This is a genomic window from Arenibacter sp. P308M17, assembly GCF_003426735.1.
Classification (GTDB): domain Bacteria; phylum Bacteroidota; class Bacteroidia; order Flavobacteriales; family Flavobacteriaceae; genus Arenibacter.
Genome location: NZ_QVON01000010.1, coordinates 12937 through 24941, shown reverse-complemented (window position 1 = coordinate 24941; position 12005 = coordinate 12937). Strand labels below are relative to the sequence as shown.

Genomic DNA, 12005 nt, shown 5'->3' with positions numbered 1-12005 from the left:
AAGCGCAAAGATAGCTATAAGTTAATGAGTTTAAAAGTGAAGTGAGAGATTGTTCGGTTATTTGTTCTAGGGTATTTCCGTTACTCAGGGTAGTTTTGCCAAGGTCATCCTGGCCCTGGCCTTATAGGCGGCACTACCGTCTGGGTAGTTCTTTTCCAAAATAGAGCGCAATTCTGGATGGATCCAATCGAATTTTCTGCCCAATAATAAAAGACTGGTCATAGCATATGCTTGGGCAGCCACTTTATGGTTGCCTATGAGCCAGTCGAAACACGTGGAAGTAATGCTTTCCAAGTGTTCTTCATTTAATGCATCGCGGGTTTCTTGGTCCTTTGACTGAAAGTAGGATTTCATAAGTACCTCACATATTTTTGCCATGGGCCTTACCGCCGAATCGAAATGTACGTATCCAATATGGTGAACAAAGGTATCCATACTCGGAAAAAGATGGTTCAAATGTTCCTTGGCCATAAATTCCAAGACCCAACTTGCTTTACAGGATACAGGGTCATATACTTGAAAGGCAATTTCCATTAGGGTCGCAACGTTGGAGGGCCTACTTGCCAAAAGCTTGGACATCTCCATTCTTTTGGTCCTGGAATGGTCAACGTTAATGAGGGCATTATAAAGTTCTATGTAGGTCACAAATATCCTTGCTTTTTTGTGGTTTTCAATAAGTCATTATATCGGAAAGGGCAATAAATTTTAGGGGTTAACACCTGTCACCAATTAGATCGGATACCAATTGGGGCACTCCGTTTACGGCACTGGCCCGTATAATGGTGAGATCAATAAAATCGGTGCGGGAAATATTAGGTTTTGGGTCAATAAAGTAAATGGGGGTATCCCTGGATACATAATGCACTAAACTAGCGGCCGGATAAACCTGCATCGAGGTGCCTATAATAATTAATATTTGGGCCTGTTGTGTAATATGGGCCGCTTTTTCCAATAATGGTACTTCCTCGCCAAACCACACAATATGCGGTCGAAGCTGTTTCCCCCCTTCCGAGAGGTCTCCAATCTTTATATCGGTATTCCACTCGATTATTTGGCTGGGATTATGGCTGCACCTTGCCTTTAACAACTCTCCGTGCAAATGAATCACCTTGGAGCTACCGGCCCGTTCATGAAGGTCGTCCACATTTTGGGTAATGATGCTGACATCAAAATGGGCCTCCAGGTCAACCAAGGCATTATGGGCCAAATTAGGGAAGACTTTGAGCAATTGTTTTCTTCTCTCGTTGTAAAAATTGAGCACTAGATCGGGTTTTTTTTGAAACCCTTGGGGCGTGGCCACTTTCATTACATCATGGCCTTCCCATAATCCATCAGCATCCCTAAAAGTGTTTATTCCGCTTTCCGCACTGATTCCCGCACCTGTTAAAACTACTATTTTTTTCATTGTGATAGAATATAGTAATATTTGTAAAATTAAACGTTTTCTTTTTTAATACCTTAGGTTTATGACAGATCAAAAGTTACTGGACTATTTGGAGGATTTCATAACCCCTGAGCGGAAAGCCCGTTTTTTGGACATATTGGAGGAACGGACAAATTATATAACGGTAGCTATAGAGGACGTTTACCAAATGCACAATACCAGTGCCGTGGTGCGAAGCTGTGATGTTTTTGGGGTGCAGCAGGCCCACCTTATAGAAAGTAGGTTTGGCAAGCGACTGGACAAGGACATAGCTATGGGTGCCCAGCAATGGGTAGATATAAAAAGATACAATAATACGACGGATTGTATTGATACTTTAAGGTGCCGAGGGTACAAAATTGTAGCCACTACTCCCCGTGGGAACAATTGTTCCCTTGCCGATTTTAAGTTTGATGGGAGGACAGCACTATTTTTTGGAACGGAGCGCGATGGGTTGAGCAAGGAGGTATTGGATAAGGCGGATTCCTTTCTGAAAATACCCATGGTCGGGTTTACCGAAAGTCTCAATATTTCCGTATCGGCCGCAATAATTTTGCACACCTTAACAAATCAACTGCGCAAGGGTAACATTAATTGGAGGTTGACCGAGGAGGAGAAACTGGAAAAAAGATTGGATTGGACCAAGAAATCAGTGCGGAGCTTGAGTGATGTTTTGTCCCGTTACCATGGAACAAAATGATATTTTCCGTATATTTATTACAAGACTAACCAACACACAAAAACTTATGGCTACATTGCTTTATATTATTATAGGGATCATTGTATTAATTGCAATTTTCGCCCTAATGGCACCTAAAAGTTATGATGTTTCCCGTACCATAGAAATTTCCAAGCCAAAAGCTGAAGTATTCAATACTATTAAATATTTAAAAAAACAGCAGGAATGGTCACCATGGGATAAAAAGGACCCCAATATGGAAAAGAAATTCACGGGAACCGATGGGGAGGTAGGGGCCATAAATTATTGGAACGGCAACAAGGATGTTGGTGAGGGGGAACAGGAAATAATAAAAATAATAAAAGGAGAAAGAGTAGAGACCGAGCTGAGGTTTATAAAACCTTTTAGGTCTACCTCCAATTCTTATTTGGATCTTTCGGAATCGGGAAATGGAAAGACCAAGGTTACCTGGGGTTTTAAGGGCGAGAATAAGTTTCCAATGTCTGTTATCATGTTGTTTATGAGCATGGATAAAGCGGTTGGTAAGGATTTTGAGGAAGGGCTTCGGAATTTAAAATCCATATTGGAAAAAGGACAGGACTTGGGGAGACTAAAATAACCGTGGGCTATGTTTTTATGGCTTAGGTAAAGGATTATAAGGAGCAGCGTGCATTAAAGGAAATGGGCACTTAGATGTAGAAGATGCTTGCCTCCGCCCTGGCACCAAAACGTATTGGAATAGAGGTTGTGCCGATTCCTTTGGATACGTACATTTTTGAAATGTCATTATTGTACCAACCTTTAACATATTCACCACTTCCTTGCGGTGTAAAAAAGGGCTTTCCAAAAAACGTTACCTGTCCGCCATGGGTATGCCCGGAAAGTATGAGTGTTGGTTTAATATATTGTTCTTCTCCAATAAGGTCTATTTGCTCCCTATAAGCGGGACAATGGTTAAGGACAATAGTAGATAAGGTTGTGTCTATCCCTTCTGTAGCTTTTCTAAAATCTGGATTACCATGAACCAAGTCGTCCAATCCGATAATGTTAATTTCCCTGTTGTTGGTTTTTAGCAAGTACGGTTCGTTGATAAGCAAATTACCATTATAGGTCCCATAAATGTCCTTTAGTTTTTGCAGATCAATTCTACCCGAAGACTCCTTATTGCCCAAAATGGCCACTTTTGGAATTTGGATATTTAATAAACCTAAAAAATCATCCAAAACTGTTAGGTATTTGTTCCGTTCTATGGAATCCCCGGTGAAAAGGATGACGTCCGGTCGCTCTTTGTTAATTCGGTCCGCAATGGATTCATGGACCGATTTTATTCTATGCAAATGAAGGTCGGTTAAGTGAACGGCCTTTATTTTATTGGACTCCGTTACAGATATGTCATGTTCGGTCCACTCTATAAAATTGGTTTCCAGCCAGAAAGAATCAAGTACAACAAAACTAACGGACCCCAAAACCATTTTTAGGATAAATTGTCTTCTATTCAATTTCATTTAATAACCGTTGGAAACATATTTTAACTATAAAATAGGAAGTGCACGAAATTAGGGAACATTTTTAGAAATAATCTTGTAAAAAAGTTAAATTGAAGCTCGTCCAGTTCTTTGTTTAACCGGAATATTGTGGCCCGGGACTACTTTTCCCTGTTCAGGACCTTGTATTCTTCATAGCAACTGCTAATGGCATCCAGGATCTGTAGATCATTGGCCGTAGTTATAAAGGATTTGGAGTAATTACAATTATTAAGGATATCCTCGATATCCACTTTTTCCAATTGCAGTAGCTCGGTCAAGGTTTCCCTGTCAAATTTCGAGGCCAAAAGATCCCTAATTTGATCGTCTTCCTTCATTTGACGTAGTTTGCGTAATTGGTTGGGTTTCTTTCCGAATAAATTTCTCAATAGATCCGCGGGATTAAGTATGGCCCCCAATACCTTGGTGACCGCACTTGGGTTCTTGCTCCCGGCTTCATAACCTACGGATAAACCAGAAATACTGTATTGAAAAGCATTGTTCAAGGGTAGGTTCTTGACATCAATTTCCAAATAGCCGGTAAGGGAGTAGGGTCTAACGATTACTTCTTCCAAGGCATATGCCAATTCCGTCAGGGAAATTTTTGTTTCTTTAAATTTGAACATATCATTGGTAACCCTTACTTTTTGGGATTTAAATCCTAAAAAAGTAAAATAAAGGGTATCATTGACCTTGGCAGGGATATTGAACTCTCCTTTTTCATTGGTAATCGTTCCCACCACCTCGTTGAGGTTTACGACATGGACACTTTCCATTGGTTGATCGGTCTGGGCATTATGGACAACAGCTTTTAATTGTTTTACCTCTTCTTCATTTTTGTCGTTTTGGGAATATCCAAAAGAAACAATAACGAGCAGTAGGGGCAAGAAATAATTTTTCATTAAATAAAATCCATGTTTATAATTGGTAAACTAACTAAAAAAATACGCCGAAGCGTATTTTTTTAATATACAATTAACTAAAAGAAATCACTTTTTCTTTTAGTCCTTCTTTTTCCTGAACTACTGGGGGAACTTCCTTTAGTAGTGCTTCTTTCCCTTCTTCTTCCTTTGTTGCGATCGCTATCCCTAGAATCCCGGCCTCCGCCACTTCTGCTTCTGTCCCTTCTTCCGCGACTTCCGCTTCCGCCTCCGCCTCCGCCTGGATTTTTAGAAACCTCAACATTTACAAATCTGCCATCTACCTTAAATTCAGTGAAAGTTTTCAAAATGGCTTCGGTAGCAGCTGCATCCGTATTAAAGAAAGAAAAACTGTCTTTCACATCAACTTTAAAAATATCGTCCTTGCCCAAATTAACGGTATCCCTTATGAAATCCTTTAAGGACATCCAATCATAGCCATCCTTTTCCCCTACATTGATAAAATATCTAACGTTTCCGTCAGCTGGGATACGGCTATCCCCATCCCTGGATCCTCCCCTTTCTGCACGATCACCGGAATCGGAGGTATTTAGATCTTTGGTTTTATTGTAGTAATTAAAGAAACGTGTAAATTCTACGGAAACTATTTTTTTGATAAGTTCTTCCCTGTCTATACCATGGAGCACGTCATTTATAGCAGGCAAGTAATTGTCCACATCCTCGTTTACTTTGGTATCCTTGATCTTATTGGCCAAATGGTACAGCTGTATTTCACATATTTCCATTCCTGTAGGAATTTTTTTGGAAATAAAAGCTTGTTGGATTTTATTTTCAATGGCCTTGATCTTCCTAAGTTCGCTTCTGGTCACAATAACCATGGAAATACCGGATTTACCGGCTCTTCCCGTCCGTCCACTTCGGTGTGTATAGGTCTCTATTTCGTCGGGCAATTGATAATTGATGACGTGCGTAATGTCATCAACATCAATACCACGTGCGGCTACATCTGTAGCGACCAACATTTGTATTTGTTTCTTGCGGAAGGAGTTCATCACCAAATCTCTCTGGTTCTGGCTTAGATCCCCGTGCAATGCACCGGCGTTGTAACCATCCTCGATAAGCTTTTCAGCTACCTTTTGGGTGTCCCTTTTTGTTCTACAGAAAATAACGGAGAAGATATCGGGATTGGTATCGGCAAGTCTTTTTAAAGCCGGATAACGATCGCGCCCACCTACTATATAGTATTCATGTTGAACCGTAGTAGCTCCTGAATTTTTTGTTCCTACCGTAATTTCTTGCGGATTGTGCATGAATTTTTTCGCTATCACGGATACCTCCCTTGGCATGGTTGCAGAAAATAGCCAAGTGGACTTTTCTTTTGGAGTGTTGGATAGAATATCTTTGATATCTTCCATGAAGCCCATATTCAGCATTTCATCGGCCTCATCCAGAATACAATAATCAATTTTGGAGATATCCACCAAGCCACGGCCTATCATGTCTTTCATTCTACCAGGAGTAGCTACCACTATTTGGGCGCCCCTTTTTATTTGTCTGGCCTGATCTGTAATACTGGCACCACCATAGATTGCCACAACATTGACCCCTTTTTCATATTTGGAATATAAGGTAAGCTCATTGGTAATTTGCAGGCAAAGTTCCCTAGTAGGGGAAAGGATCAAACCTTGTGTGGTTCTACTTTCGTTATCTATTTTTTGAATTAACGGGAATCCAAACGCTGCGGTTTTACCCGTACCTGTCTGGGCAAGGGCAACTAAATCGGTTTCACTTTCCAATAAGATTGGAATGGCTTTTTCCTGTACTTCTGAAGGGGATTCAAATCCTAAATCGGAAATAGCATTCAAGAGGGACTTCTTAAGCCCCAATGCTTCAAATTTTGTCATAATATGTTTTAAATAATCGCAAATATGTATGTTGCATAGAGCGATTATTTTTATAACCTATTTAGACTCAGGGCAACACATGCTATACCAGCGGCGTTAATTGAAGCGGCAAAGGTAATGCTAATTTTTTAATTATAATATTTTATTTTGAAAGCAGTTTTTAGGGAGCCAATATAAAACCGTATACCGAAATTATAATTCCAATGGCTCCGAACACCAACATGAGTAAAATAAAGTTTTTCTGTAATTTTTTATTATCACGGATAATGATGCAAATGGCCCCTAGTACGATACATATTTGAAATAGTAATTTTCCCAGATCGAATTTTTTGGTGGCCGTTTCGTAATCCTGGGAGAGCTGTTCCCATTGGTTTATTCCTGTAATTTTTCCCATTTCCCCGTCCAGGTCCTGTGCCCAATATTCTCTTGGTACATTGGACGATCCTACCAGAATTTCGGTTTTTTCCGCTTCGTATTTCAAAACCATGCCTTTGGTCCGTGTTATTTTGGTTTTAATGCTGGTTATTTTGTCCTCGGGTATTATCCCTGTTTCCATTAGGGCGGTCAAATAATCCAATTCACTTTCCTTTAAGCTTTGCTTTATACTTTTGGATTGGTACCAATTGGAATAGTTTACGAACTGACTGTGGGCAATCATCATTTCCTCTTCCAGATCGTTGTTTACGAGTTCCGCTACGGAAAGTAGGGCGGCAAATACGGCGATCAGTATTCCACCAAGGGTCTCGTTACGTTCCATTATTCTGGAAATTATGATGGGTGTTTGTCCTGATTTATTTGTCGACATACGTTCGGCTTTTGAAAAAGGCAAGTAATTCCTCTATTGCTTTGGCTCTGTGGCTAATTTTGTTTTTTAGCAAAATTGGTATTTCGGCAAAAGTTTTGTCATACCCCTTGGGCCTAAAAATAGGGTCGTACCCAAAACCTTGTCCACCTTTTTTTCGAGTGGTTATTTCTCCTTCAACAATTCCTTTAAAGAGGAATTGTCCATTGTTGATATTTAAGGCGATAACTGTTTTAAAATGTGCCTTTCTGTTGGTTTTTCCGTTTAATTGGAGCAATAGTTTGTCCATATTGTCGTCCGCATTTTTCTGTTCCCCGGCATACCTTGCAGAGTATACCCCCGGAGCCCCGTCCAAGGCATCCACTAAAAGTCCGGTGTCGTCCGCAAAGCAAGGGTAACCATAATTTTCTGTAACAAAATTGGCCTTAAGGGTAGCGTTGCCTTCCAAATCGTTTGCGGTTTCAGGAATTTCGTCCATGCAGCCAATATCCTCTAAGGACAGTAGTTTTATTTCCTTTGGAAATAGGATTTGCACTTCTTTTAGTTTGTTGGGGTTGTGTGTTGCAAATACCAATTGCATTTTATTTATTTTTATAATTCTTTTAGCTCGGGTTGGATAATCCAACTAAAGGTCTAAAAGTAATAATTTTATTTTTTATCATTTTATTCCATATCTATGAGGTTAAAAATCCCGCCCCTTATCATTGCTTTAATTTTTGGGTTATTTATGTATCTATTGGCTACCTATTTACCAGTTGGCTATTTTGATTTTTTTGGAAGGGATTATTTAATGTATTTGCTTTTGTTTTTGGCATTATTAATTGGGGCTGTTTCCCTGTTTCAATTTTTTGGTTCAAAAACCAGTATAGACCCACTTAGCCCTTCCAAAGTGTCAACATTGGTTACCAGTGGTCTTTATCAATACTCCAGAAACCCTATGTATTTGGCATTGTTACTACTGCTTTTGAGCTGGGGACTGTATCTGGGAAATGCCTTTAATACGCTATTGGCAGCTGGATTTGTGTATTATATGAACACCTTTCAGATTTTACCCGAGGAGGAAGTATTGACGAATATTTTCGGGAAGGAGTATCAAAAGTATTGCGTAATCGTTCGTCGTTGGTTTTAATTATTGAATTCAGCTAAACTTTTTCCAATTGGCTGAAACCGGCCTGACCAGGTTCGCTTCAATCAAAAAGTTTGGATGAGTTCATTTATTATAATCTTTTTAACTTATAAATTTAATTATTAGCATTTTAGATTATATTTTAGTATATTAGCATTTTAACTTATATATGATAGCTATAATTACAGGGGATATCATTAATTCTGACCGCTATGCAGCCTCGGAATGGATGGAAATTCTAAAAAAATATCTTGGCCGTCAGGGGAAAACGCCCCATGACTGGGAGATTTATAGAGGGGATGAATTTCAAATAAGGACTACTCCGAGAAAAGCCTTGCCTATGGCGATCCAGATCAAGGCCCTCATTAAATCTATCAAGAACTTGGATGTACGAATGGGAATAGGCCTGGGATCCGAAACGTTTGTGGGCAGTAGTGTAAGTCAGTCCAACGGGAAGGCCTACCAACGTTCCGGTAGAATTTTTGAAACCCTAAAAGAACAAAAGCTTAATTTGGCCATAATTACGGGCGATGACGAAAAGGATGACACTTTTAACCTCATGTTGAAGCTTGCATTGAATTTTATGGACGATTGGTCTACGGTTTCGGCACAAATGGTAAGTTTGGCCCTAGAAAAGCCAAACGCATCCCAACAGGAGGTTGCGGACCAATTAAAGATAAGACAATCGGCAGTAAGTCAACGATTGAAGCGGGCCAGGATGGATTTGGTGTTGGGTTTGCTGGCATATTACGATGAAAATTTAAAAAACATTAAGGAATGATATTGTTTACCAAGCTGTTGCTGGCCCACCTTTTGGGGGATTTTTTGTTACAACCCGTAAAATGGGTGGTGCACAAAGAGGCCAACAAAATAGCGTCCAAATACCTGTATTTCCATATATTGATTCATTTTGGACTTATTATGCTATTCCTTTGGGACATGGAATTATGGTGGTGGGCAATTATTATTGCACTTTCCCATTATGTCATCGATTTGTCAAAAATATATACCAACCCTTATTTTAAGAATAAGGCCATTCCTTTCTTTGTAGACCAAGTATTGCATTTGGTTGTTTTGTATTGCTGTGCCTTTAATTCCGATTTAATAGGGCATACGGTGGGTCTTATTCAGGGCATGAATTGGCCCTTGGTTACTGCCGTGGTATTTGTAAGTTACCCATCATCCATAATTATGGCCAAATTATTGGAAGGGATGTCGCACAGAATAGAATTGGACCATAAATCCCTTCCCAATGCGGGGAAGTATATTGGGATTATAGAGCGGTTGTTTGTATTGATCTTTATAATTTTAGGTAGATGGGAGGCCATTGGTTTGTTGATTACCGCCAAATCTGTTTTTAGGTTCAATGATCTAAAGGAAAGTAACTCAAGAAAACTCACGGAGTACATATTAATAGGTACATTACTGAGTTTTGGATTGGCCATCCTGACCGGATTGTTTTATCTTGGGGTTCGCTAAAGGTGTATTGGGCCATTGCAAGAACATCGGTAGATCTTATCTGTCCCCTATCCTTTTAACTTGAGTAGTGATAATTCATAGATTTTAAAATTGGCCAAAAGAATAGGCAATGGAAAAATTTTATCGATTTCTTAATTTTGGTTGGGCTAAAAAATCATTTTCTTATATAAACCGGCAAAAATCAAGTATCGATTACTTTTCTTAGCTATAATAGGGAGTTGGACAAAATTAATTCATACTTTTGCCCCTTAAAATTCAGATTCAATGGTTGCGGTAGGCAGAAAATATGTATTTGATTTTGATAGTACCCTTACTAGGGTAGAGGCACTGGATGTTTTGGCGGAAATCACGCTTAACGGAAGGTCGGATAAGGAAGATATAATACGGGAAATCCAAAGAATAACCAATTTGGGCATTGATGGTGATATTTCCTTTACCCAGTCCTTGGAAAAAAGGATCAATCTATTAAATGCGCACAGGGACGATTTGGAAAATTTGGTACAATTGCTTCGCCAAAAGATATCCAAATCCATAGCGTCCAACAAGGAATTTTTTCATAATTATTCCGATGATATTTATGTGATTTCCTGTGGTTTTAAAGAGTTTATAGACCCCATAGTCGCCGAATACAACATTCCTGCGGATAGGGTGTATGCCAATACATTTAGATTCGACGAAAACGGAAGAATAATAGGATTTGACGAGGAAAACGTATTGGCCTCCCACAATGGAAAAATTGCCTGTTTAAAAAACTTGGATTTACAAGGGGAAGTACAGGTAATAGGAGACGGTTATAGTGATTATGTAATGCGCGAAGCCGGTATTGCGGATAAATTTTTTGCCTATACCGAGAATGTGCATAGAGAAAAGGCTGCGAGAAACGCAGACTATATTACACCTAATTTAGATGAATTTTTATTTGTGAACAACTTGCCAAGAAAAATATCGTACCCAAAGAATAGAATTAAGATTTTATTACTGGAAAATGTCCATCAAAATGCTTTCGATACCCTTTCCGAAGAAGGATTTTCCGTAGAACTGTTAAAACATAGTTTAACGGAAGAAGAGCTGATAGAAAAAATTAAAGGAGTACATGTCCTAGGGATACGTTCCAAGACCCAGGTCACCAAAAATGTATTGGCCGCGGCGGACAAATTAATGGTGGTCGGCGCCTTTTGTATAGGTACTACCCAAATAGACCTGGAGGCCTGTAAGAAGAAGGGAGTAGTGGTTTTCAATGCCCCTTATAGCAATACGCGCTCTGTTGTGGAACTGGCCATTGGTGAGATCATCATGTTAATGAGGAGTATTTTCCCTCGTAGTACAGAGATCCACGCCGGTCAATGGAATAAAACCGCTGCCAATTCAAAAGAGGTGCGTGGTAAAAACCTGGGTATTGTTGGTTATGGCAATATTGGAAAACAATTGTCGGTATTGGCCGAGGCTCTGGGGATGCGCGTCTATTATTACGATGTAGGGGACCAATTGGCTTTGGGCAATGCTACCAAATGCAGTACCTTGGAGGATTTGTTAAATGTTTCCGATGTGGTGACCCTCCATATAGACGATAATAAGGCCAATAAGAATTTTATAGGGGAAAGGGAAATTAACCAAATGAAGGATGGTGCCCTGTTCATAAATCTGTCCAGAGGTTTTGTGGTGGACATAGAAGCTTTGGCCAATGCCCTGAAAAGTGGAAAAATTGCAGGAGCAGCAATAGATGTATTTCCGGAGGAACCTAGAAGTAACGGTGAGTTTTTAACAGAGCTTAAAGGCTTGGAAAACGTTATTCTAACTCCCCATATTGGAGGTAGTACCGAAGAAGCACAGCGCGATATTGCAGATTTTGTTCCCAATAAAATAATGGATTATATTAATTCAGGGAATACGGTAGACGCCGTAAACTTTCCAAATATTAGACTGCCCAAACAGAATAATGCACATCGTTTTTTACATATTCACAAAAATGTTCCGGGGGTTATGGCGAAGATCAACGAAGTTTTGGCCCGTTTTGATATGAATATTTCAGGACAGTATCTTTCCACGGATAACGAAGTGGGTTATGTAATTTCCGATTTGGACAAAGAGTATAACAAGGATGTTCTAAAGGCGTTAAAAAAGATAGATAATACAATTAAATTCAGGGTTTTATATTAGGGCAAACCTGCTAATAAGGACTAAGGACTGT

13 protein-coding genes are annotated in these 12005 nt (G+C 39.5%); 6 read left to right on the top strand and 7 right to left on the bottom strand.

Annotated elements, in window-relative coordinates; all coding sequences use genetic code 11:
- Nucleotides 1–84: 84 nt before the first annotated feature.
- Nucleotides 85–645: an adenylosuccinate lyase gene (locus tag D0S24_RS19015; RefSeq protein ID WP_117021420.1), complete on the bottom strand. Its 561-nt coding sequence runs from the start codon at nt 643–645 to the stop codon at nt 85–87.
- A gap of 67 nt (nt 646–712) precedes the next feature.
- Nucleotides 713–1405, bottom strand: coding sequence for an NAD-dependent deacylase (locus tag D0S24_RS19010; protein WP_117021419.1), 693 nt, complete (start codon nt 1403–1405; stop codon nt 713–715).
- Between the two features lie 61 nt (nt 1406–1466).
- Between D0S24_RS19010 and D0S24_RS19005 the strand changes: the two genes are divergently transcribed.
- Together D0S24_RS19005 and D0S24_RS19000 are read left to right on the top strand one after the other, a co-directional pair.
- Nucleotides 1467–2123: an RNA methyltransferase gene (locus D0S24_RS19005; protein WP_117021418.1), complete on the top strand. Its 657-nt coding sequence runs from the start codon at nt 1467–1469 to the stop codon at nt 2121–2123.
- A 46-nt stretch (nt 2124–2169) separates the two neighbouring features.
- The gene (locus tag D0S24_RS19000) at nt 2170–2721 is read left to right on the top strand and encodes an SRPBCC family protein (RefSeq protein WP_117021546.1); all 552 of its coding nucleotides are present in this window, start codon (nt 2170–2172) and stop codon (nt 2719–2721) included.
- A 70-nt stretch (nt 2722–2791) separates the two neighbouring features.
- Here the strand turns inward: D0S24_RS19000 and D0S24_RS18995 are convergent, their stop codons facing one another.
- The 5 genes from D0S24_RS18995 to D0S24_RS18975 form a co-directional block, all read right to left on the bottom strand.
- A complete protein-coding gene (locus D0S24_RS18995) occupies nt 2792–3607 on the bottom strand; it encodes a metallophosphoesterase (RefSeq protein WP_117021417.1) in 816 nt (271 codons plus the stop codon).
- A gap of 140 nt (nt 3608–3747) precedes the next feature.
- Entirely contained in the window at nt 3748–4527 is a 780-nt protein-coding gene (locus D0S24_RS18990) for a carboxypeptidase-like regulatory domain-containing protein (protein WP_117021416.1), read from the bottom strand.
- A gap of 77 nt (nt 4528–4604) precedes the next feature.
- Nucleotides 4605–6410 (bottom strand): DEAD/DEAH box helicase, encoded by a 1806-nt coding sequence (locus D0S24_RS18985; protein WP_117021415.1) that lies wholly within the window; start codon nt 6408–6410, stop codon nt 4605–4607.
- Between the two features lie 160 nt (nt 6411–6570).
- On the bottom strand, nt 6571–7215 hold the full coding sequence (locus D0S24_RS18980) for a DUF4337 domain-containing protein (RefSeq protein ID WP_251795842.1): 645 nt from the start codon (nt 7213–7215) through the stop codon (nt 6571–6573).
- A complete protein-coding gene (locus D0S24_RS18975) occupies nt 7202–7792 on the bottom strand; it encodes a non-canonical purine NTP diphosphatase (protein WP_117021414.1) in 591 nt (196 codons plus the stop codon). Before D0S24_RS18975 ends, D0S24_RS18980 begins: the two co-directional genes overlap by 14 nt.
- Nucleotides 7793–7888: 96 nt before the next feature.
- On the opposite strand from D0S24_RS18975, the gene D0S24_RS18970 reads away from it, so the two are divergent.
- From D0S24_RS18970 to serA, 4 genes are all read left to right on the top strand, one after another.
- Complete coding sequence (locus tag D0S24_RS18970; protein WP_117021413.1) at nt 7889–8341, top strand: isoprenylcysteine carboxylmethyltransferase family protein; 453 nt, start codon at nt 7889–7891, stop codon at nt 8339–8341.
- A gap of 166 nt (nt 8342–8507) precedes the next feature.
- Nucleotides 8508–9119, top strand: coding sequence for a SatD family protein (locus tag D0S24_RS18965; protein ID WP_117021412.1), 612 nt, complete (start codon nt 8508–8510; stop codon nt 9117–9119).
- Complete coding sequence (locus D0S24_RS18960) at nt 9116–9817, top strand: DUF3307 domain-containing protein (protein WP_117021411.1); 702 nt, start codon at nt 9116–9118, stop codon at nt 9815–9817. The genes D0S24_RS18965 and D0S24_RS18960 overlap by 4 nt, the downstream gene beginning before the upstream one ends.
- 264 nt (nt 9818–10081) lie before the next feature.
- Nucleotides 10082–11974 carry a phosphoglycerate dehydrogenase gene (gene serA / locus D0S24_RS18955; protein ID WP_117021410.1) on the top strand — a complete coding sequence of 631 codons (1893 nt, stop codon included), beginning with the start codon at nt 10082–10084 and terminating at the stop codon, nt 11972–11974.
- Nucleotides 11975–12005: the final 31 nt, after the last annotated feature.

Excerpts from the sequence above, each read along its gene's own strand:
- D0S24_RS18965 (WP_117021412.1), top strand. The coding sequence starts at position 8,508 with ATGATAGCTATAATTACAGGGGATATCATTAATTCTGACCGCTATGCA.
- serA (WP_117021410.1), top strand. The coding sequence starts at position 10,082 with ATGGTTGCGGTAGGCAGAAAATATGTATTTGATTTTGATAGTACCCTT.
- D0S24_RS18975 (WP_117021414.1), bottom strand. The coding sequence starts at position 7,792 with ATGCAATTGGTATTTGCAACACACAACCCCAACAAACTAAAAGAAGTG.
- D0S24_RS18990 (WP_117021416.1), bottom strand. The coding sequence starts at position 4,527 with ATGAAAAATTATTTCTTGCCCCTACTGCTCGTTATTGTTTCTTTTGGA.
- D0S24_RS18985 (WP_117021415.1), bottom strand. The coding sequence starts at position 6,410 with ATGACAAAATTTGAAGCATTGGGGCTTAAGAAGTCCCTCTTGAATGCT.
- D0S24_RS18995 (WP_117021417.1), bottom strand. The coding sequence starts at position 3,607 with ATGAAATTGAATAGAAGACAATTTATCCTAAAAATGGTTTTGGGGTCC.
- D0S24_RS18980 (WP_251795842.1), bottom strand. The coding sequence starts at position 7,215 with ATGTCGACAAATAAATCAGGACAAACACCCATCATAATTTCCAGAATA.
- D0S24_RS18970 (WP_117021413.1), top strand. The coding sequence starts at position 7,889 with ATGAGGTTAAAAATCCCGCCCCTTATCATTGCTTTAATTTTTGGGTTA.
- D0S24_RS19000 (WP_117021546.1), top strand. The coding sequence starts at position 2,170 with ATGGCTACATTGCTTTATATTATTATAGGGATCATTGTATTAATTGCA.
- D0S24_RS19005 (WP_117021418.1), top strand. The coding sequence starts at position 1,467 with ATGACAGATCAAAAGTTACTGGACTATTTGGAGGATTTCATAACCCCT.
- D0S24_RS18960 (WP_117021411.1), top strand. The coding sequence starts at position 9,116 with ATGATATTGTTTACCAAGCTGTTGCTGGCCCACCTTTTGGGGGATTTT.
- D0S24_RS19010 (WP_117021419.1), bottom strand. The coding sequence starts at position 1,405 with ATGAAAAAAATAGTAGTTTTAACAGGTGCGGGAATCAGTGCGGAAAGC.